This window comes from Aquabacter spiritensis (assembly GCF_004346185.1).
GTDB classification, from domain to species: Bacteria; Pseudomonadota; Alphaproteobacteria; order Rhizobiales; family Xanthobacteraceae; genus Aquabacter; species Aquabacter spiritensis.
Window position 1 is genome coordinate 1 of record NZ_SMAI01000020.1, and the last position, 19,779, is coordinate 19,779.

At 65.7% G+C, this 19,779-nt stretch carries 32 protein-coding genes; all 32 read left to right on the top strand.

Going from position 1 to position 19,779, the window contains the following annotated elements:
• Positions 1–95, top strand: a 95-nt coding sequence (locus EDC64_RS21820; protein WP_131837545.1) for an EF-Tu C-terminal domain-related protein, incomplete at its 5' end; no start/stop codon positions are given.
• Between the two features lie 64 nt (positions 96–159).
• Positions 160–468, top strand: a complete 309-nt coding sequence (gene rpsJ, locus EDC64_RS21825) for a 30S ribosomal protein S10 (RefSeq protein WP_012113701.1) — start codon at positions 160–162, stop codon at positions 466–468.
• A 23-nt stretch (positions 469–491) separates the two neighbouring features.
• Positions 492–1,226: a 50S ribosomal protein L3 gene (rplC, locus tag EDC64_RS21830; RefSeq protein ID WP_132035612.1), complete on the top strand. Its 735-nt coding sequence runs from the start codon at positions 492–494 to the stop codon at positions 1,224–1,226.
• Positions 1,226–1,846, top strand: a complete 621-nt coding sequence (gene rplD / locus EDC64_RS21835) for a 50S ribosomal protein L4 (RefSeq protein ID WP_132035614.1) — start codon at positions 1,226–1,228, stop codon at positions 1,844–1,846. Before rplC ends, rplD begins: the two co-directional genes overlap by 1 nt.
• Positions 1,843–2,151 carry a 50S ribosomal protein L23 gene (locus EDC64_RS21840; RefSeq protein WP_132035618.1) on the top strand — a complete coding sequence of 103 codons (309 nt, stop codon included), beginning with the start codon at positions 1,843–1,845 and terminating at the stop codon, positions 2,149–2,151. Before rplD ends, EDC64_RS21840 begins: the two co-directional genes overlap by 4 nt.
• Positions 2,152–2,174: 23 nt before the next feature.
• Positions 2,175–3,008, top strand: a complete 834-nt coding sequence (gene rplB / locus EDC64_RS21845) for a 50S ribosomal protein L2 (RefSeq protein WP_132035621.1) — start codon at positions 2,175–2,177, stop codon at positions 3,006–3,008.
• 12 nt (positions 3,009–3,020) lie between these two features.
• Positions 3,021–3,299 (top strand): 30S ribosomal protein S19, encoded by a 279-nt coding sequence (gene rpsS / locus EDC64_RS21850; protein ID WP_132035624.1) that lies wholly within the window; start codon positions 3,021–3,023, stop codon positions 3,297–3,299.
• 6 nt (positions 3,300–3,305) lie between these two features.
• Positions 3,306–3,686, top strand: coding sequence for a 50S ribosomal protein L22 (gene rplV / locus EDC64_RS21855; RefSeq protein WP_132035627.1), 381 nt, complete (start codon positions 3,306–3,308; stop codon positions 3,684–3,686).
• The gene (gene rpsC / locus EDC64_RS21860; RefSeq protein ID WP_132035630.1) at positions 3,686–4,447 is read left to right on the top strand and encodes a 30S ribosomal protein S3; all 762 of its coding nucleotides are present in this window, start codon (positions 3,686–3,688) and stop codon (positions 4,445–4,447) included. Before rplV ends, rpsC begins: the two co-directional genes overlap by 1 nt.
• 27 nt (positions 4,448–4,474) lie before the next feature.
• On the top strand, positions 4,475–4,888 hold the full coding sequence (gene rplP, locus EDC64_RS21865) for a 50S ribosomal protein L16 (protein WP_132035633.1): 414 nt from the start codon (positions 4,475–4,477) through the stop codon (positions 4,886–4,888).
• Between the two features lie 10 nt (positions 4,889–4,898).
• Positions 4,899–5,105: a 50S ribosomal protein L29 gene (rpmC, locus tag EDC64_RS21870; protein ID WP_132035636.1), complete on the top strand. Its 207-nt coding sequence runs from the start codon at positions 4,899–4,901 to the stop codon at positions 5,103–5,105.
• A 7-nt stretch (positions 5,106–5,112) separates the two neighbouring features.
• The gene (gene rpsQ, locus EDC64_RS21875; protein WP_132035638.1) at positions 5,113–5,361 is read left to right on the top strand and encodes a 30S ribosomal protein S17; all 249 of its coding nucleotides are present in this window, start codon (positions 5,113–5,115) and stop codon (positions 5,359–5,361) included.
• A 155-nt stretch (positions 5,362–5,516) separates the two neighbouring features.
• Positions 5,517–5,885, top strand: coding sequence for a 50S ribosomal protein L14 (gene rplN / locus EDC64_RS21880; RefSeq protein ID WP_029006297.1), 369 nt, complete (start codon positions 5,517–5,519; stop codon positions 5,883–5,885).
• Positions 5,885–6,202: a 50S ribosomal protein L24 gene (gene rplX / locus EDC64_RS21885; RefSeq protein ID WP_132035641.1), complete on the top strand. Its 318-nt coding sequence runs from the start codon at positions 5,885–5,887 to the stop codon at positions 6,200–6,202. The genes rplN and rplX overlap by 1 nt, the downstream gene beginning before the upstream one ends.
• Positions 6,195–6,752 (top strand): 50S ribosomal protein L5, encoded by a 558-nt coding sequence (gene rplE / locus EDC64_RS21890; RefSeq protein WP_132035644.1) that lies wholly within the window; start codon positions 6,195–6,197, stop codon positions 6,750–6,752. Before rplX ends, rplE begins: the two co-directional genes overlap by 8 nt.
• A gap of 98 nt (positions 6,753–6,850) precedes the next feature.
• Positions 6,851–7,156 (top strand): 30S ribosomal protein S14, encoded by a 306-nt coding sequence (gene rpsN, locus EDC64_RS21895; protein WP_132035647.1) that lies wholly within the window; start codon positions 6,851–6,853, stop codon positions 7,154–7,156.
• A 10-nt stretch (positions 7,157–7,166) separates the two neighbouring features.
• A complete protein-coding gene (gene rpsH, locus EDC64_RS21900; protein ID WP_132035650.1) occupies positions 7,167–7,565 on the top strand; it encodes a 30S ribosomal protein S8 in 399 nt (132 codons plus the stop codon).
• Positions 7,566–7,583: 18 nt separating this feature from the next.
• Entirely contained in the window at positions 7,584–8,117 is a 534-nt protein-coding gene (gene rplF / locus EDC64_RS21905; protein ID WP_132035653.1) for a 50S ribosomal protein L6, read from the top strand.
• Between the two features lie 12 nt (positions 8,118–8,129).
• On the top strand, positions 8,130–8,492 hold the full coding sequence (rplR, locus tag EDC64_RS21910) for a 50S ribosomal protein L18 (RefSeq protein ID WP_132035656.1): 363 nt from the start codon (positions 8,130–8,132) through the stop codon (positions 8,490–8,492).
• Positions 8,493–8,509: 17 nt separating this feature from the next.
• The gene (rpsE, locus tag EDC64_RS21915; RefSeq protein WP_132035659.1) at positions 8,510–9,067 is read left to right on the top strand and encodes a 30S ribosomal protein S5; all 558 of its coding nucleotides are present in this window, start codon (positions 8,510–8,512) and stop codon (positions 9,065–9,067) included.
• Positions 9,068–9,094: 27 nt separating this feature from the next.
• The gene (gene rpmD / locus EDC64_RS21920; RefSeq protein WP_132035662.1) at positions 9,095–9,289 is read left to right on the top strand and encodes a 50S ribosomal protein L30; all 195 of its coding nucleotides are present in this window, start codon (positions 9,095–9,097) and stop codon (positions 9,287–9,289) included.
• 11 nt (positions 9,290–9,300) lie between these two features.
• Positions 9,301–9,786, top strand: a complete 486-nt coding sequence (rplO, locus tag EDC64_RS21925; protein WP_132035665.1) for a 50S ribosomal protein L15 — start codon at positions 9,301–9,303, stop codon at positions 9,784–9,786.
• A 271-nt stretch (positions 9,787–10,057) separates the two neighbouring features.
• A complete protein-coding gene (gene secY, locus EDC64_RS21930) occupies positions 10,058–11,392 on the top strand; it encodes a preprotein translocase subunit SecY (RefSeq protein ID WP_132035668.1) in 1,335 nt (444 codons plus the stop codon).
• Positions 11,389–11,973 (top strand): adenylate kinase, encoded by a 585-nt coding sequence (locus EDC64_RS21935; RefSeq protein ID WP_132035671.1) that lies wholly within the window; start codon positions 11,389–11,391, stop codon positions 11,971–11,973. Before secY ends, EDC64_RS21935 begins: the two co-directional genes overlap by 4 nt.
• A gap of 204 nt (positions 11,974–12,177) precedes the next feature.
• Positions 12,178–12,546, top strand: a complete 369-nt coding sequence (gene rpsM, locus EDC64_RS21940) for a 30S ribosomal protein S13 (RefSeq protein WP_132035674.1) — start codon at positions 12,178–12,180, stop codon at positions 12,544–12,546.
• A gap of 119 nt (positions 12,547–12,665) precedes the next feature.
• Positions 12,666–13,055: a 30S ribosomal protein S11 gene (gene rpsK, locus EDC64_RS21945; protein WP_132035677.1), complete on the top strand. Its 390-nt coding sequence runs from the start codon at positions 12,666–12,668 to the stop codon at positions 13,053–13,055.
• A gap of 124 nt (positions 13,056–13,179) precedes the next feature.
• Entirely contained in the window at positions 13,180–14,205 is a 1,026-nt protein-coding gene (locus EDC64_RS21950) for a DNA-directed RNA polymerase subunit alpha (protein WP_420808973.1), read from the top strand.
• A 75-nt stretch (positions 14,206–14,280) separates the two neighbouring features.
• Positions 14,281–14,697, top strand: a complete 417-nt coding sequence (rplQ, locus tag EDC64_RS21955) for a 50S ribosomal protein L17 (protein ID WP_132035680.1) — start codon at positions 14,281–14,283, stop codon at positions 14,695–14,697.
• Positions 14,698–14,838: 141 nt separating this feature from the next.
• Entirely contained in the window at positions 14,839–16,275 is a 1,437-nt protein-coding gene (locus EDC64_RS21960) for a Do family serine endopeptidase (RefSeq protein WP_132035683.1), read from the top strand.
• A 28-nt stretch (positions 16,276–16,303) separates the two neighbouring features.
• Positions 16,304–17,611: a replication-associated recombination protein A gene (locus EDC64_RS21965; RefSeq protein ID WP_132035686.1), complete on the top strand. Its 1,308-nt coding sequence runs from the start codon at positions 16,304–16,306 to the stop codon at positions 17,609–17,611.
• Between the two features lie 640 nt (positions 17,612–18,251).
• Entirely contained in the window at positions 18,252–18,635 is a 384-nt protein-coding gene (gene crcB / locus EDC64_RS21970) for a fluoride efflux transporter CrcB (RefSeq protein WP_132035689.1), read from the top strand.
• A 61-nt stretch (positions 18,636–18,696) separates the two neighbouring features.
• A complete protein-coding gene (locus tag EDC64_RS21975) occupies positions 18,697–19,770 on the top strand; it encodes an RluA family pseudouridine synthase (protein ID WP_132035692.1) in 1,074 nt (357 codons plus the stop codon).
• Positions 19,771–19,779 lie beyond the last annotated feature (9 nt).

Below are 19,779 nucleotides of genomic sequence, written 5' to 3' on the forward strand. Positions count from 1 at the left end.
TCGTGCCGATCGCCATGGAGGAGAAGCTGCGCTTCGCCATCCGCGAGGGCGGCCGCACCGTCGGCGCCGGCGTCGTCGCGTCCATCATCGAGTGAATGAAGACATGAAACGGGGCGCGTGGGCCGCCCGCGCGCCTCTTTTTGTTGGAGCCTCAGAGCCATGAACGGCCAGAACATTCGGATCCGCCTCAAGGCGTTCGATCACCGTATCCTTGACGCGTCGACGCGCGAGATCGTCGCCACGGCCAAGCGCACCGGCGCGCAGGTCCGAGGCCCGATTCCGCTGCCGACGCGGATCGAAAAGTTCACCGTCAATCGCTCCCCGCACATTGACAAGAAGTCGCGCGAGCAGTTCGAGATGCGTACTCACAAGAGATTGCTCGATATCGTTGATCCGACGCCCCAGACGGTGGACGCGCTGATGAAGCTCGACCTCGCCGCCGGCGTCGACGTCGAAATCAAGCTCTGAACGTGAGGCGAGGAGACACGACCATGCGGTCAGGCGTCATCGCCCAGAAGGTCGGCATGACACGCATCTTCACGGATGCTGGTGAGCATGTTCCGGTCACTGTGCTGAAGGTTGAGAGCTGCCAGGTGGTTGCCCACCGCACGCTCGACAAGAACGGCTATGTTGCGGTCCAGCTCGGTGCTGGCCGGCGTAAGCCCAAGAATGTGACCCGCGCCGAGCGCGGACACTTCGCCATTGCCGAGGTGGAGCCCAAGCGCAAGCTTGCCGAGTTCCGCGTCGAAGAGGCGGATCTGATCCCGGTCGGGGCCGAGATCACGGCGGATCATTTCGTCGTCGGTCAATATGTCGACGTGACTGGGACGACCATCGGCAAGGGGTTTGCCGGCGGTATGAAGCGGCACAATTTCGGTGGTCTGCGAGCGTCTCACGGCGTGTCGATCTCGCACCGTTCGATCGGTTCGACCGGCGGACGTCAGGATCCCGGCAAGACCTTCAAGAACAAGAAGATGCCGGGGCACATGGGCGACGTCACCGTCACCACCCAGAATCTCAAGGTGGTGATGACCGACGTCGAGCGCGGCCTGATCGCCGTCGAGGGTGCAGTTCCCGGACATGCCGGCGGCTGGATCACGGTGCGCGACGCGGTGAAGAAGCGCCTGCCGACCGAGGCCCCGAAGCCGGGCGCGTTCAAGCTGCGCGACGGCAACGGCGCGGAAGCGGCGCCTGCGGCCGAAGCCACCAATGAGGAGGGCGCGTGATGGAAATCGCCGTCAAGACGCTCGACGGAGACGAGGCCGGTTCGGTCACGCTCTCGGACGCCATTTTCGGTCTCGAGCCGCGCGCGGACATTCTGCACCGCTGCGTGACCTGGCAGTTGTCGCGCCGCCAGGCCGGCACGCATCGCACCAAGGGGCGTTCGGAGATCAACCGGACCTCCAAGAAGATGTACAAGCAGAAGGGCACCGGCAATGCCCGTCATGGTGCGGCCTCGGCGCCGCAGTTCCGTGGCGGCGGTCGCGCCTTCGGCCCGGTGGTGCGTTCGCATGCCATCGAACTGCCGAAGAAGGTGCGCGCGCTCGCCCTGAAGCACGCTTTGTCCTCCAAGGTGAAGGCCGAGCGGATCGTGGTGCTGGACAAGGTGTCGCTCAACGATCCCAAGACCAAGGCCCTGAAGGACCAGTTCGCCAAGCTCGGCTGGGCGTCGGTGCTGATCGTCGACGGGGCCGAGGTCGAGGCCAATGTCGCCATGGCCGCGCGGAACCTGCCCTATGTGGACGTTCTGCCGATCCAGGGCATCAACGTTTACGACATCCTGCGGCGCGACACCCTGGTTCTGACCCGGGCCGCCGTGGACGCGCTGGAGGCGCGCTTCAAATGAGCCCGCAGCCGAATATCGAGGCGCGTCATTACGACGTGATCCTGTCTCCCGTCATCACCGAGAAGGCGACGGCGGCGAGCGAATACAACAAGGTCGTCTTTCGCGTTGCCAAGACGGCGACCAAGCCGCAGATCAAAGAGGCGGTCGAGCGGCTGTTCGATGTCAAGGTGAAGAGCGTCAACACCTTGATCCGCAAGGGCAAGGTCAAGGTGTTCAAGGGGCGCAAGGGCGTCCAGTCGGATGTGAAGAAGGCGGTCGTGACCCTCGAAGAGGGCCAGACCATCGACGTCACGACCGGCCTGTGAGCTGAGGGACGGGAGCAAAGACCATGGCGCTGAAGCACTTCAAGCCGGTCACGCCGAGCCTCCGCCAGCTCGTGATCGTCGACCGCTCGGGCCTCTACAAGGGCAAGCCGGTCAAGACGCTCACCGAGGGCAAGAGCTCTTCGGGCGGGCGCAACAATAACGGGCGGATCACCGTCCGCTTCCGCGGCGGCGGTCATAAGCAGACCTATCGTCTGGTCGACTTCAAGCGCGCGAAGCGTGGCATGTCGGCGACCGTCGAGCGGATCGAGTATGATCCGAACCGGTCGGCCTTCATCGCCCTGATCAAGTATCAGGATGGCGAGCTCGCTTATATCCTGGCGCCGCAGCGTCTGGCGGTCGGCGACAGCGTGATCGCGGCCGATCAGGTCGACGTGAAGCCGGGCAATGCCGGGCCGATGTCGAGCCTGCCGGTTGGCACGATCGTCCACAATGTCGAGCTGAAGATCGGCAAAGGCGGACAGATCGCCCGGTCTGCCGGCGCTTATGCGCAGATCGTCGGCCGCGACCAGGGTTATGTCATCCTGCGCCTCAATTCGGGCGAGCAGCGTCTGGTTCACGGCGCCTGTTTTGCAACGGTCGGTGCGGTGTCCAACCCGGACCACATGAACATCTCGCTGGGCAAAGCGGGACGCAGCCGGTGGCTCGGTCGCAAGCCGCACAATCGCGGTGTGACCATGAACCCGGTCGACCATCCGCACGGCGGCGGCGAAGGCCGCACCTCGGGCGGGCGTCATCCGGTCACGCCGTGGGGCTTCCCCACGAAGGGCAAGAAGACGCGCAACAACAAGTCGACCGATCAGTTCATCGTGACCAGCCGCCACAAGCGGAAGAAGTGAGGGCCTTAAAAGATGGCAAGAGCGATTTGGAAAGGCCCGTTCGTCGACGGCTATCTGCTCAAGAAGGCAGACGCGTCGCGGGCTTCGGGCCGCAGTGAGACGATCAAGATCTGGAGCCGCCGCTCCACGATCCTGCCCCAGTTCGTGGGCCTCAATTTCGGCGTCTATAACGGGCAGAAGCACGTGCCCGTTCACGTCTCGGAAGACATGGTCGGCCACAAGTTCGGCGAGTTCGCGCCGACGCGCACCTATTACGGGCACGCGGCCGACAAGAAGTCGAAGCGTCGGTGATCGGCCATGAGTAAGCAGGCAAAGCCCCGCGCGCTCGCGGAAAACGAAGCCAAAGCGGTTGCGCGCAATCTGCGCATTTCGCCCCAGAAGCTCAATCTGGTCGCGGGTCTGATCCGCGGCAAGAAAGTGGCAACGGCGCTCGCCGATCTCGAATTCTCACGCAAGCGGATTGCCCGCGACGTGAAGAAGTGCCTCGAGAGCGCGATCGCCAACGCCGAAAACAACCACGAGCTCGATGTCGACGACCTGGTCGTCGCCGAAGCGCACGTGGGCAAGGGATTGGTGATGAAGCGGTTCTCGCCGCGGGCGCGCGGTCGCGCCTCGCGGATCGAGAAGCCCTTCGCCCACATCACGATCGTGGTGCGGGAAGTCGAGGAGCGGGCCTGATGGGTCAAAAGGTCAATCCGATCGGGCTTCGGCTCGGTATCAACCGCACGTGGGACAGCCGCTGGTTCGCCAATAAGGGCGAATACGGCAAGCTGCTCCACGAGGACATCAAGATCCGTGACCGGCTGCTGAAGCAGTTGAAGCAGGCTGCGGTGTCCAAGGTGGTGATCGAGCGTCCGCACAAGAAGTGCCGCGTGACGATCCACTCCGCCCGTCCGGGCGTGGTGATCGGCAAGAAGGGCGCGGACATCGACAAGCTGCGCCGCAAGGTCGCCGAGATGACCAAGTCGGAGGTCTTCATCAACATCGTCGAGATCCGCAAGCCGGAAATCGACGCGCGCCTTGTCGCTGAATCGATCGCTCAGCAGCTCGAGCGCCGCGTGGCGTTCCGGCGTGCCATGAAGCGCGCGGTGCAGTCGGCCATGCGCCTCGGCGCCGAAGGGATCCGGATCAATTGTTCCGGCCGTCTCGGTGGAGCGGAGATCGCGCGCCTGGAATGGTATCGCGAAGGTCGGGTGCCGCTGCATACGCTGCGCGCCGACGTGGATTACGGCACCGCCACGGCGTTCACGACCTACGGGACGTGCGGCGTGAAGGTGTGGATCTTCAAGGGCGAGATCCTGGAGCATGATCCCATGGCCCAGGATAAGCGCCTGGAGCAGAACGACGGACCGAGCGGCCGTCCGCCCCGCCGCGAACGCGGCGATCGCGACCATCGTGACCGTGACCGCGATCGCGGTCATGCTCACGATGCGGCGTGACGGGCGCAGGAAGAAGGCAGATAGGTCATGCTGCAACCAAAGCGCACGAAGTTTCGCAAGCAGTTCAAGGGACGCATTCATGGCGTCGCGAAGGGCGGCACGGAACTGAATTTCGGTGAGTTCGGCCTCAAGGCGCTCGAACCCGAGCGGGTCACGGCTCGCCAGATCGAAGCTGCGCGTCGCGCGCTCACTCGGCACATGAAGCGTGCCGGACGGGTGTGGATCCGCATCTTCCCCGACGTCCCGGTCTCTGCCAAGCCCACGGAAGTGCGCATGGGCAAGGGCAAGGGGGCGCCGGAATATTGGGCGGCCAAGATCAAGCCCGGCCGCATCATGTTCGAGATCGACGGGGTAAGCGTCGACACCGCCCGCGAGGCCCTGACCCTCGCGGCGGCCAAGCTGCCGATCAAGACGCGCTTCATCCAGCGCATCGCCGAGTGAGGAGAGGCTCATGAAAGCCGAGGACGTTCGGGCCCTCAGCCCCGATCAGCTCGCCGATGAGCTGTTGAAGCTGAAAAAAGAGCAGTTCAACCTGCGGTTCCAGAAGGCCACCGGCCAACTGGAAAACACCGCCCGGTCGAAGCAGGTCCGTCGCGACATTGCGCGGGTCAAGACGACGCAGAACTCCAAGCGCGGCGTCGCCGCGAAGACGAAGTGAGGGTGCGATGCCGAAGCGAGTGCTCCAAGGCGTCGTGGTGAGCGACAAGCAGGACAAGACGGTGGTGGTGCGGGTCGAGCGGCGCTTCACCCATCCGCTGCTGAAGAAGACCGTGCGTCGGTCCAAGAAGTATCACGCCCATGACGAAGGCAATGCCTGGCACACGGGGGATACGGTTTGGATCGAGGAGCATCGGCCGCTGTCGAAGCTGAAGAACTGGATCGTGGTCCAGGGCGAGAAGCGGGTCGTGGTCTGAGTGGAATTGCTCCGGCGCTGGGTCCGTCGCTCCTTTCGGGGGACGAGTGGAGACCGCGCCGCAGCTGGGACCATGGTCCGATGAGCGGGCCATGGATTGTTTGAACGGGCAATGCCGGCGTGCCGGCGGCGCTGGATGACGAGAGCAGGTGCGTCATGATCCAGATGCAGACCAATCTCGACGTGGCGGACAATTCCGGTGCGCGTCGCGTCATGTGCATCAAGGTGTTGGGCGGATCGAAGCGGAAATATGCCCATGTGGGTGACATCATCGTGGTGTCGGTCAAAGAGGCGATTCCGCGCGGTCGCGTGAAAAAGGGCGACGTGATGAAGGCGGTCGTGGTTCGCACGGCCAAGGACATCCGCCGCGTCGACGGTTCGGTGATCCGCTTCGACCGCAATGCGGCCGTGCTGATCAACAACCAGAAGGAGCCGGTGGGCACGCGTATCTTCGGCCCGGTTCCGCGCGAACTTCGCGCCAAGAACCACATGAAGATCATCTCGCTGGCGCCGGAGGTGCTGTGATGGCCGCAAAGATCAAGAAGGGCGACAAGGTCGTCGTGCTCATCGGCCGCGACAAGGGTCGCACCGGTGAGGTGATCCAGGTCATGCCGAAGGAGGAGCGTGCGCTCGTCCGCGGCGTCAATATCGTGAAGCGCCATCAGCGCCAGTCCGCGAGCCAGGAGGGCGGGATCATCTCCAAGGAGGCCCCGATCCATCTGTCGAACCTCGCGGTTGCCGATCCCAAGGACGGCAAGCCGACGCGTGTCGGTTTCGAGGTGCTGGAGGACGGGACCAAGGTCCGCGTGGCCAAGCGTTCCGGGGAGAGGATCGATGGCTGAGGCGAATTACACACCCCGGCTGCGCGCCCACTATGACGAAGTGGTGCGGCAGAAGATGATCGAGCAGTTCGGCTACGCGAACCCGATGCAGGTTCCCGTGATCGAAAAGATCATCATCAATATGGGCGTCGGCGAGGCGACCGCCGATACCAAGAAGGCGACGACCGCTGCCGCCGATCTCGCGCGCATCGCCGGCCAGAAGCCGGTGCTGACCCGGGCCCGCAAGGCGATCTCGAACTTCAAGCTGCGCGAGAACCAGCCGGTCGGCGCGAAGGTGACGCTTCGCAAGGCGCGCATGTTCGAGTTTCTCGACCGCCTGATCACGGTCGCGCTTCCGCGCGTCCGGGATTTTCGCGGCCTGAACCCGAAGAGCTTCGATGGCCGCGGCAATTTCGCCATGGGCATCAAGGAGCACATCGTGTTCCCCGAGATCAACTATGACCAGGTCGAGCAGGTCTGGGGCATGGACGTGATCGTGTGCACCACCGCGAAGACGGACGACGAGGCGAGGGCGCTGCTGAAGGCCTTCAACTTCCCGTTCCGGCAGTGACGGTGTAGAAGCAGCGGTTTCCGCCGCTGCAGAGCGAATTGGAGAATGCTTTTCCGGCTGTGAGGGAAACCCTCAGACGCGGAGAACAGGAGCAGGACATGGCGAAGAAGAGCGCGATCGAGACCAACGAGCGTCGCCGCAAGCTGTCCCAGCAGATGGGCGCAAAGCGCGCGGGCCTCAAGAAGATCGTGAACGACAAGACGCTGCCGATCGAGGAGCGCTTCGCGGCGACCCTCAAGCTGGCAGAAATGCCGCGCAACTCGGCGCGCATCCGCGTGCGGAACCGGTGTGAAGTGACCGGGCGTCCGCGTGCGTTTTACCGCAAGTTGAAGATGAGCCGTATCGCGCTGCGCGAGCTCGGGTCCCAAGGACTTGTCCCGGGTCTCGTGAAGTCGAGCTGGTGAGGAGGTCGCGATGTCCATCAATGATCCCATCGGCGATCTGATCACCCGTATCCGCAACGCCCAGATGCGGCGCAAGGACAAGACGCAGTCCCCCGGCTCGCGGTTGCGTGCCAGCCTGCTCGACGTTCTGCGCAGCGAGGGCTACATCCGCGGCTATACCTCGACCGACCACGGCAATGGCCGGACCGAGTTCGAGATCGAGCTGAAATATTTCGACGGCCAGCCGGTGATCCGCGAAATCTCGCGCGTCTCCAAGCCGGGCCGCCGGGTCTATGCTTCGGTGAAGACCCTTCCCCGCGTCGCCAACGGTCTCGGCATCGCGGTCGTCTCCACGCCCCAGGGCGTGATGGCCGACCACGAGGCGCGCGAGAAGAATGTCGGCGGCGAAGTTCTCTGCACCGTGTTCTGACCAGCGACGGAGAAAGACATGTCGAAGATCGGCAAGCATCCCGTCGCCATTCCCGCCGGCGTCACCGCCAATGTGGAAGGGCAGACGGTCAAAGTGAAGGGCCCCAAAGGGGCGCTGCAAGTAACGCTCGTTGAAGAGATCGGCGCCGAACTCGCCGGCTCGGAACTCAAGGTCGCGATGCGCGGCGACACCACCCGGCACAAGGCCATGTGGGGAATGTCGCGCACGTTGGTCGCCAACCTCGTGGAAGGCGTCACCAAGGGGTTCGAGAAGAAGCTCGAAATCACTGGCGTCGGCTACAAGGCGGCGGTGCAGGGCAAGAATCTCAACCTCTCGCTCGGCTATAGCCACGACGTCATCTATCCGATCCCGGAAGGGATCCAGATCGTGACCCCGAAGGCGACGGAAGTCGTCGTGTCGGGCGTGGACAAGCAGCAGGTCGGCCAGGTCGCGGCTGAGATCCGCGAGTTCCGCGGCCCCGAACCCTATAAGGGCAAGGGCGTCAAATACGCAGGCGAATTCATCTTCCGCAAGGAAGGCAAGAAGAAGTGACGGAGGCGAACCATGGCTAAGGATTTGGAGGCGCTGGAGCGCCGCAAGGCCAAGGTGCGTCGCGCGATTCGCGTCGCGGCCAACGGGCGTCCGCGCCTGTCGGTCCACCGCACCTCGATGCATATCTATGCGCAGATCATCGACGATGCGAAGGGCGAGACCGTAGCGGCCGCCTCGAGCCTCGAGAAGGAACTGCGCGGGTCGCTCAAGACCGGCGCCGATGTCGAGGCCGCCAAGGCCATCGGCAAGCTGGTGGCGGAACGGGCGGCGGCGAAGGGCGTGACCGCGGTCGTCTTCGACCGTGGCGCTTACATCTATCATGGGCGCGTCAAGGCGCTCGCTGAGGGCGCCCGCGAAGGCGGCCTTCAGTTCTGACGCGAAGGACGAGCGACATGGCCCGTGAACGGGAACACCGCGGAGATCGCGAGGATCGCGACAACACGTTTGTGGACAAGCTGGTCCATATCAATCGTGTCGCGAAGGTTGTGAAGGGCGGCCGGCGCTTCGGCTTCGCCGCCCTCGTCATCGTCGGCGACCAGAAGGGTCGCGTCGGGTTCGGCCATGGCAAGGCGCGTGAAGTGCCCGAAGCCATCCGCAAGGCCACGGAAAGCGCCAAGCGCGCGCTGATCCGCGTGCCGTTGCGCGAAGGCCGCACCCTGCATCACGACGTCCATGGGCACCACGGAGCGGGCAAGGTGATCCTGCGCGCCGCTCCGGCCGGTACCGGCATCATCGCCGGCGGTCCCATGCGCGCCGTGTTCGAGACGCTGGGTATCCACGACGTCGTGGCCAAGTCGTTCGGGTCCTCCAACCCGTACAACATGGTGCGCGCGACGTTCGACGCCCTGAAGAACCAGGACAGCCCGCGTTCCGTCGCGTCGCGCCGGGGCATCAAGGTGTCGCAGCTCCAGTCCCGCCGCCGCGTCGAAGACGCGGAAGCGACGGACTGAGCCGGACCGCCGGAATAGGAGCGCGCCATGGCGAACGCGACCGAAGGAAAAACCGTTACCGTGGAGCAGATCGGTTCGCCGATCCGCCGCCCGGCTGACCAGGAAGCAACCCTCGTGGGCCTCGGGCTGAACAAGCGGCATCGCCGCTCGACCCTGAAGGACACCCCGGCGGTACGCGGGATGATCGCCAAGGTCGCGCATCTCGTCCGCGTCGTGGACTGAGGAGAGGCGAGATGAAGCTCGACGAAATCAGAGACAATGTCGGCGCGCGCAAGAAGCGGATGCGCGTCGGACGGGGCATCGGCTCCGGCAAGGGCAAGACCGCCGGTCGTGGCGTGAAGGGTCAGAAGGCCCGCACGGGCGTCGCGGTCAAGGGCTTCGAAGGCGGGCAGATGCCGCTGCATCGGCGTCTGCCGAAGCGGGGCTTCCACAACATCTTCCGCCGGGACTTCAACGAGGTCACGCTGGGCCGGATCGAGACCGCCATTCAGGCGGGCAAGCTCGACGCCGGCGCGCCGGTCACCGAGGCGGCCTTGGTCGCGGCGGGTGTCCTGCGGCGGGCCAAGGATGGCGTGCGGGTGCTCGGGTCGGGCGAACTGACCTCCAAGGTCACGCTCGAAGTCACCTATGCCACGAAGTCCGCCGTGGCTGCGGTCGAACAGGCCGGCGGCTCGGTGACCATGCTCGCGCCCGTGGCCGAAGAGGCTGCGGCGCAGTAGGTCGACGCAGCACGGGGCGGTTCGCGCCGCCCTAAAGCTTCGGGCCGCTGCTGCAAACCGCAGCGGCGGCCTTTTTTGCCTATCGGTCGGTCGGTTCGGGCAGGTTCGGACGGGTCCGGCATGCGGGCGCGTCATCCGGTCCATGGCGGCCGGCGCCGTCGGCGGGTATGACGGAAGTTCAGGAATGCGGCGCTCGCCCCTCACGCCGCGCGCCCGCGCCCCACATATATAGGCCGCTCGTCTTTTCAGAACGGCTCAAGCGGAGCAAGGCATGGTCTCGGCGGCGGAACAACTTGCGGCGAACCTCAATTTCGGCGCTCTCGGCAAGGCCGAGGAACTGAAGAAGCGCATCTGGTTCACCCTCGGGGCGCTCCTCATCTATCGGCTCGGGACCTATATCCCGCTGCCGGGCATCAATCCCGACGCGCTGCAGGATGTCTTCCGCAATGCGCAGCAGGGGATTATCGGCCTTTTCAATATGTTCTCGGGCGGCGCCGTGCAGCGCATGGCGATCTTCGCCCTGAACATCATGCCGTACATCTCCGCCTCCATCATCATTCAGCTGCTCACCACGGTTTCGCCGACGCTGGAGACGCTGAAGAAAGAGGGTGAGAGCGGCCGCAAGCAGCTCAACCAGTACACGCGCTATCTCACCGTCCTGCTCGCCGTGTTCCAGGCCTATGGCATCGCCGTCGGCCTCGAGGCGTCGGGCACCGTGGTGTCCGATCCGGGCTGGTTCTTCCGCATTTCGACGGTGATCACGCTGACCGGCGGCACGATGTTCCTGATGTGGCTCGGCGAGCAGATCACGTCGCGCGGCATCGGCAACGGCACTTCGTTGATCATTTTCGCCGGCATCGTTGCCGAGCTTCCCGGCGCCTTCGCCCGCACGCTCGAACTCGGCCGGCAGGGCGCGATCTCGACCCCGCTCATCCTCGCGGTTCTGGTCATGGCGGTGCTGATCATCGCGTTCATCGTGTTCATGGAGCGGGCGCAGCGCCGGCTTCTGATCCAGTACCCCAAGCGCCAGGTGGGCAATAAGCTCTATGAGGGGCAATCCTCCCATCTGCCGCTCAAGCTGAACACGTCGGGCGTCATTCCGCCGATCTTCGCGTCGTCTTTGCTGCTGATTCCCGCCACCATCGCGAGCTTCACGCAGGGCACGGGGCCGGAATGGTTCAATACGGTCACCCGCCTGCTCGCGCATGGCCAGCCGCTCTACATGTTCATGTATGTGGCGATGATCGTGTTCTTCTGTTTCTTCTACACCGCGATCGTGTTCAATCCGGTGGAGACGGCGGACAACCTGAAGAAGCATGGCGGCTTCATTCCTGGCATCCGCCCGGGTGAGCGGACGGCGGAATATATCGACTATGTTCTCACCCGGATCACGGTCGTGGGCGCCGCTTATATCGCTGCGGTCTGTCTCTTTCCGGAACTGCTGATATCCTACGCCGCTGTGCCCTTCTATTTCGGGGGGACGTCGCTGCTGATCGTGGTCAGCGTGACGATGGACACCGTGGCTCAAGTTCAGGGGCACCTCTTGGCGCACCAGTACGAAGGACTGGTGAAGAAGTCCAAGCTGCGTGGGGGGAGACGGAAATGAGGCTGATTCTGCTTGGGCCCCCAGGGGCGGGGAAGGGGACTCAGGCGCATCGCCTCGTCGCCCGGCACGGGATCGTGCAATTGTCGACCGGCGACATGCTGCGCGCCGCAGTGGCGGCGGGAACGCCGATCGGCCAGAAGGCCAAGGCGGTGATGGAGGCGGGCGATCTCGTGTCCGACGACATCGTCATCGGCATTATCGCCGAGCGGCTCGATCATGACGACGCCCGCAAGGGCTTCATCCTCGACGGCTTTCCGCGGACGGTCGCCCAGGCCGAGGCGCTCGACGCCATGCTCGCCGAGAAGGGCCTGAAGCTCGACGCGGTCATTGAACTGGTCGTCGATCAGACGGCGCTTGTGGACCGAATCATGAAGCGCGCGGAAGAGACCCGCGCGCGCGGTGAGCCGGTCCGGAAGGACGACGATCCGGAGGTCTTCAAGCACCGGCTCGACGCGTACAACCGCGATACGGCGGTGGTCGCGCCCTATTACAAGGCGCGCGGGCAGTTGCAGCAGATCGACGGGATGATGCCGATCGACGATGTCACCGCGGCGATTTCCGAGGTGCTCGAGACGGTCTGATCCGGGAGTGGGTTGACCTTGCCGCAAGAAGCGGGTAAGAGCGCCCTCTCATTTCGCAATCCGCATGGCTCGCTCCTCTGACCGGAGGAGTGGGGCGTGCGGATTTGTACATCCCGCAAGGGATTTCTTCCCCGCAAGGGCCGGCCTCCACCGGACGCGGGGCTCTGCCGCCGGCCAAGGCTCGCGGCTCACATGGAGAGACACGTGGCTCGTATCGCAGGCGTCAATATTCCGACCAACAAGCGCGTCGTCATCGCGCTCCAGTATATCCACGGCATCGGGCCGAAGAAGGCCCAGGAGATTGTCGAGAAGGTCTCGATCCCCGCCGAGCGCCGGGTCAACCAGCTCACCGATCAGGAAGTGCTGCAGATCCGTGAAACGATCGACCGCGACTATATCGTCGAAGGCGACCTGCGCCGCGAAGTGTCGATGAACATCAAGCGGCTGATGGATCTTGGCTGCTATCGCGGCCTGCGCCATCGGCGCGGCCTGCCGGTGCGCGGCCAGCGGACCCATACCAATGCCCGCACCCGCAAGGGTCCGGCCAAGGCGATCGCCGGCAAGAAGAAGTGATCGCCGGCACGTCCGCTTTTACCGGAAGGCCGGTGTATCGGCCTTCCGTTTTCCGCTCCGCTGCGAGCATCGTCCCGAGCGCCTGGTGTTACGGGCGCGCCTGAAGGATCAGACCGAAGATGGCTAAGGAAGCTACCCGCGTTAAGCGTCGCGAACGCAAGAACATCGCCTCCGGCGTCGCGCACGTGAGCGCTTCGTTCAACAACACCATGATCACCATCACCGACGCGCAGGGAAATACCATTTCCTGGTCGTCCGCTGGGGCCATGGGGTTCAAGGGCTCGCGCAAGTCGACGCCGTATGCGGCACAGGTTGCGGCGGAAGACGCCGCCCGCAAGGCCTCGGAACACGGCATGCGGACATTGGAAGTGGAAGTGTCGGGCCCCGGCTCGGGCCGCGAATCTGCCCTGCGCGCGCTCCAGGCCTCGGGCTTTCTCGTGACCTCGATCCGTGACGTCACGCCGATCCCGCACAATGGCTGCCGCCCGCGCAAGCGCCGGCGCGTCTGAGCGTACCGGTCCGCCGGCCGAACCCGGCGGGCCTCATGCCCGGTTCCTCCCCCGAATGCGGGACGGGTCGGCGCCTCGAAGCTGAGATCTCCTTTCGAGTGCCGCGGCCCGGCGAGAAGGCAAGGTGACGCAAGTGATTCAAAAGAACTGGCAAGAGCTGATCAAGCCCGAGAAGCTGCAGGTGAGTGCCGGCCACGATCCCCGGCGCCTCGCGACCGTCGTCGCCGAGCCGCTGGAGCGGGGCTTCGGCATGACGCTCGGCAATTCCCTGCGGCGCATCCTCCTGTCGTCGCTCCAGGGCGCGGCGGTGACGTCGGTGCAGATCGACGGCGTGCTGCACGAGTTTTCCTCGATCCCCGGCGTGCGTGAGGATGTCACCGACATCATCCTCAACATCAAGGACGTCGCCATCAAGATGCAGGGCGACGGCCCGAAGCGTCTGGTGGCGAAGAAGACCGGTCCCGGCGTTCTGACCGCCGGCGACATCCAGACCGTCGGCGACATCCAGATCCTCAACCCTCACCTCGTGATCTGCACGCTGGACGAGGGCGCGGAACTGCGGATGGAATTCACGGTCGATACCGGCAAGGGCTATGTCGCCGCCGACCGCAACCGGCCCGAGGACGCGCCGATCGGCCTGATCCCGATCGACAGCCTCTATTCCCCGGTCCGCAAGGTCTCCTACAAGGTCGAGAACACCCGCGAGGGTCAGATTCTCGACTATGACAAGCTGACCATGCAGATCGAGACCGACGGCTCGATCTCGGCCGAGGACGCGCTCGCTTATGCCGCGCGCATCCTGCAGGACCAGCTCGAAATCTTCGTGAATTTCGAAGAGCCCAAGCGCGAGAGCGAGAGTGCCGCGATCCAGGAGCTGCCCTTCAACCCGGCGCTGCTGAAGAAGGTCGACGAGCTCGAACTGTCCGTCCGCTCGGCGAACTGCCTGAAGAACGACAACATCGTTTATATCGGCGACCTGATCCAGAAGAGCGAGACGGAGATGCTCCGGACCCCGAACTTCGGACGCAAGTCGCTGAACGAGATCAAGGAAGTCCTGGCTTCCATGGGTCTGCATCTCGGCATGGAAGTGCCGGGCTGGCCGCCGGAGAACATCGAAGAGCTCGCGAAGCGCTTCGAGGACCATTACTGAGGCTTTTACCCCGCGGCTCGAGCCGCTCAACCAATCTCGGCTCGACACGCCGGAGGCACCTGGGAGTTCGCCGTCATGCGTCACGGCAAGGTACATCGCAAGTTCAACCGCACCTGGGAACATCGCAAGGCGATGTTCTCCAATCTGGCGGGCGCGCTCATCACCCATGAGCAGATCATCACCACGTTGCCCAAGGCGAAGGATCTTCGCCCGGTCGTGGAGAAGCTCGTCACGCTCGCCCGTCGCGGCGATCTTCATGCCCGCCGCCAGGCGATCGCGGAGCTGCGCGACCAGGCGGTCGTGAAGAAGCTCTTCGACATCATCGCCCCGCGCTACAAGGCGCGTCCGGGTGGATATACCCGCATCGTCAAAGCGGGCTTCCGCTACGGCGATTCGACCCCGGTCGCGGTGATCGAGTTCGTCGACCGCGACGTCGATGCCAAGGGCGCCTCCGACCGCGCACGCGCCGAGGCGGAAGCGGCCGCGGCCTGAGGGACCCGAGCCGGGTCTTCGGGGTTGTTGAGGGGGCGGCCAAGGCCGCCCTTTTTTCGTTCCAATGCGGCGGCACGCAAGCCGGATCTCGCCGGAGGCCGTCATCGGCCGGGCGGGCCCGGCTTTCGGAGGTGGACAGGCATGCGGCAGTTTCGGCTTCTTCTCGCACCCCTCGCAGTCGCCTGCGTCCTCGGCGCGATGGCTCCCGCAGCGGCCCAGACGGCCGCGCCGTCCGATGCCACCCGGGTGCCGAACTCCCGCGCCGACCTTGCGATTTCGTTCGCGCCCGTGGTCCGGCGCACCGCGCCCGCGGTCGTGAACGTCTATGCCATGAAGGCGGTGCCGCGCGGCAATCCGGTGTTCGACGATCCGTTCTTCCGGCGCTTCTTCGGCGGGCGCGGCGGGCCGGGGCTCGGTGCGCCGGAGCGGATGCAGCGGTCGCTCGGGTCCGGCGTCATCGTCGATGCGAGCGGCTTCGTCGTCACCAATCACCATGTCGTCGCCGGTGCCGACCAGATCCGCATCGCGCTCAGCGACCGGCGCGAATTCGATGCCGACGTGGTCCTCAGCGACCAGCGCACGGACCTTGCCGTGCTGCGGCTGAAGGGTGACAAGCAGCGTTTCCCCACCGTGGAACTCGGCAATTCGGACGAGCTGGCGGTCGGCGACCTCGTCCTCGCGATCGGCGATCCGTTCGGCGTCGGGCAGACGGTGACGCAGGGCATCGTCTCGGCCCTGGCGCGCACCCAGATCGGCGTGTCCGATTATCAGTTCTTCATCCAGACCGACGCCGCCATCAATCCCGGCAATTCCGGTGGCGCCCTGGTGGACATGGCGGGCCGGCTCGTCGGCATCAATACCGCGATCTATTCCCGGTCCGGCGGCTCTCACGGCATCGGATTCGCCATCCCGGCCAATATGGTCCGGGTCGTGATCGAATCCGCCAAGAGCGGCGGCAGCACGGTGCGCCGGCCCTGGCTCGGGGCGCGGCTGCAGCGCGTGACGCCCGAGATCGCCGAGAGCCTCGGCCTTCCGCGGCCGACCGGCGTGCTGGTCAAGACGGTCGCGGGGGCGAGCCCGGCGGCGAAGGCCGGCGTGCGGGTCGGGGACCTCATCGTCTCGGTCGACGGGCTCGGCGTCGACGATCCCGAATCGCTCAATTACCGCTTGGCCACGCGGCCGATCGGCAGCACGGCGCGGATCACGCTGAATCGCAACGGCAAAGAGAGCGAGGTGATGGTCGCCTTGGCCCCCGCGCCCGAGACGGTGCCGCGCGAGGAGGTCGTGCTCCGCGGGCGCTCGCCCTTCACCGGCATCAAGGCGGTGAACGTGTCGCCGGCCGTCGCGGAGGAGCTCCATCTCGAGACCGACGAGGGCGGTGTCGTGGTTTCGGAAGTGGTGGAGAATTCGCCCGCCGATGCCTCCGGATTCCGGCCGGGGGATATGATCTTGGAGGTGAACGGTGCCAAGGTCGCGTCCACCAAGGAGCTCGATCTCGCCACCCGCGCCAGCGCGCGGGCCTGGCGCGTGACGGTGATGCGGGGCGGGCGGGTCATTACGGCGATGCTCGGCGGCTAAGCGCGGGGCAGGGACGGGACGGCGGATCATGGCCACCTTGTTCGAGGCGGCAGGACTGGAGGAGGGGGCGCCGCGTCCGCTCGCCGACCGGCTGCGGCCGCGCCGGCTGGACGAGGTGGTCGGGCAGGATCATTTGGTCGGGCCGGACGGCGTGCTCACCCGCATGATCGAGGCGGGCTCGCTCGGTTCTCTGGTCTTGTGGGGGCCGCCGGGCACCGGCAAGACGACGGTCGCCCGCATCCTCTCGGAGGCGACGGATCTGCATTTCGAGCAGATCTCGGCGATTTTTTCCGGCGTCGCCGATCTCAAGAAGCTGTTCGAGCAGGCGCGCGGGCGCCGGGCGACCGGCACCGGCACGCTGCTGTTCGTGGACGAGATTCACCGCTTCAACCGCGCCCAGCAGGACAGTTTCCTGCCGGTGATGGAGGACGGAACGGTCGTCCTGGTCGGGGCGACGACGGAAAATCCCTCCTTCGAGCTGAACGCGGCCTTGCTGTCCCGCGCCCGGGTCCTGGTGTTCCGCGCGCTCGACGCGGCGGCCATCGACCGCTTGATCGCCCGCGCCGAGGCGCTGGAGGCGCGCCCGCTGCCGCTCGACGCCGCGGCGCGGGAGGCTCTGGTCGGGATGGCGGACGGCGACGGACGGGCGGCCCTGACCCTGATCGAGGAGGTGTGGCGCGCGGCGCGGCCGGGCGAGGTGTTCGACACCGCCGGGCTTCAGGAAATCGTGCAGCGGCGGGCGCCGATCTACGACAAGAGCGAGGACGGCCATTACAATCTGATCTCGGCGCTGCACAAGGCGGTGCGCGGCTCCGACCCCGATGCTTCGCTCTATTATCTCGCCCGGATGCTGGACGCCGGCGAAAGCCCGCTCTTCCTCGCGCGGCGGCTGGTGCGCATGGCGAGCGAGGATATCGGACTGGCCGATCCCAACGCCCTCGCGGTCGCGACCGCAGCGAAGGAAGCCTACGACTTCCTCGGCTCGCCGGAGGGCGAACTCGCCCTCGCCGAGGCGGCGGTCTATCTCGCGACGGCGCCGAAATCGAACGCGGTCTACAAGGCCTGGTCGGCGGCGATGCGGGCGGCGAAGGAGGGCGGCTCCCTGATGCCCCCGAAGCATATTCTCAACGCGCCGACCCGGCTGATGAAGACCGAGGGCTACGGCGCCGGCTATCGCTACGACCATGACGAGCCGGACGCCTTTTCCGGCCAGAACTATTTCCCCGAACCGCTCGGCCGCCCGAGCTTCTATCGCCCGGTCGAGCGCGGATTCGAGCGCGAGGTGAAGAAGCGGATGGAATATTGGGCCAAGCTGCGCGCGGAGCGCAACGGCTGAAGGACCGAAACGCAATAGGGGGGCTCGGCCCCCCGCTCGGCGCGGGTCCTAATTTAAGATATTGATAAATAAGGAAGTTCTGTTCGCGCGGCGAGGCCGGGCAGGGCGGCAGGGCAAGTGGCCGCGCCCCAGCGCCTCCAGCCCCGCCGGTTTCCCGGCGGGGGGAGGGATGCGGGAGCGGTCGGCACGCCGGCGAGGCATGCCAGGGGTAATCTTCGACGTCGGAGCCTGCGCTCCGTCCGCTCCCGCGCGGGGATTTATGGCGTGTCGGCTGCGCCGCGTGGGTGATCGGTTCTCCCATCGGGACCGGACGAACCACTCCCGGATCGGTGCGCAGTCCCCTTCGGCCTCCTTTCTAACTGAACGGGGTGCGTTGTCCCCGTCCCGTCGGACACCCGCTGCCCCGCACCACCCGTCAGGCCGCTCCGGACGCGCCCCTCCTTGGTGCGAGGTGAACCCACCATAGCAGGATCCGAAGGCGAGGGGAATATAGTCCGTAGGATTTTTTTCTTTAATGTGCGGGTGCCTTCCGCGCGCCGACCGGCAGCGACGAAATCGCGCGGCTCGCGGTTTTCGCGTCGCCTGGGCGTCCGGCACTCCTGTGGGGCAGGATGGGCCGCTGGGAAGAAGGGGAATCGGCATGGAAGCGGCGGTTGCGGTGTTCCTCGGGGCGGGGGTGGGCGGCCTGCTGCGTCATATGGCGAACCTGGCCGGCGTGCGGTTCTTCGGCTTCACGCATTTCCCGTACACCACCATGGTGGTCAACGTGACGGGATGTTTCATGATGGGGCTGTTCACCGCGCTCTTCGTCCTGAAGATGGGCGGCATTCCGCAGCATGTGCGCCTGTTCCTGACCACCGGAATGCTCGGCGGATTCACCACCTATTCCACCTTCTCCCTGGAATTCGCCGTCCTGGTGGAACGCGGCGCACTCACCCACGCCGCCCTCTATGCCTTCGGCACGCTCGGCCTCTGCCTGGTGGCGATTTTCGCCGGCCTGCATCTGGTGCGCGCGCTGACGTGACAGGGACCCCGGGCGGCAGTAGAAGGAGCGCACGGAACCGGCCGCAGCGAGAGGTTTGGCAATGGCGGTCGAATTGAAACAGGTCACCGCGGACGAGACGGGCATGCGCCTCGATCGCTGGTTCAAGGCCCATTATCCCGATCTCTCCTTCGGCCATCTCCAGAAGCTGGTGCGCACCGGCCAGGTGCGGGTGGATGGCGGGCGCGCCAAGACCTCCACCCGGCTCGAGCCCGGCCAGAGCGTGCGGGTGCCGCCGCTCGGCGCCGATGTGGTCGAGGCCGAGCCGCCCGCCGCGGGACATGGCGCGCCGGGCGAGGCCGGCGCCAGAAGCGGCGACATCAAGACCGGCGCGCCCAAGCCCGGATCCGCCGCGACGGGCGCCGCGGGAAAGCCCAGCGACCTCCATCTCCTGCGCGACATGATCCTCTACGAAGACAAGGACGTGCTCGTGCTGAACAAGCCGTACGGGCTCGCCGTGCAGGGCGGTTCGGGCACCTACCGGCATATTGATGGCATGCTGGAGGCGATGCGCGACAAAGACGGTCAGAAACCGCGCCTCGTGCACCGCATCGACAAGGACACCGCCGGCTGCCTTCTGGTGGCCAAGACCCGGCTCGCCGCCTCCATCCTCACCAAGAGCTTCCGTTCGCGCGAGGCCCGCAAGATCTATTGGGCGCTGGTGCCCGGCGTGCCCAAGCCGCGCCAGGGCCGGATCTCGACCTATATCGCCCGCGAAGAGGCCGAGGAGCGCATGCGGATCGCGCGCCACGGCGAGGACGAAGCCAGCCACGCGCTGACTTATTATGCCGTCGTCGACCAGGCGGCGCAGAAGATGAGCTGGATCTCCTTGAAGCCGGTGACCGGCCGCACCCACCAGCTGCGCGCGCACATGGCCCATATCGGCCATCCGATCGTCGGAGACCCGAAATATTTCGACATCGAGAATTGGGCCTTGCCGGGCGGGCTACAAAACCGGCTCCATCTGCTCGCGCGGCGGATCGTCATTCCCCATCCGCGCGGCAGCGGCCTGATCGACGTGTCCGCGCCCTTGCCGCCGCACATGGTGCAGTCCTGGGCGGTGCTCGGCCTCGATGCGACGCAATACGATCCGATCCTCGAGGCGCCGGAGGCGTGAGGCCGCAGG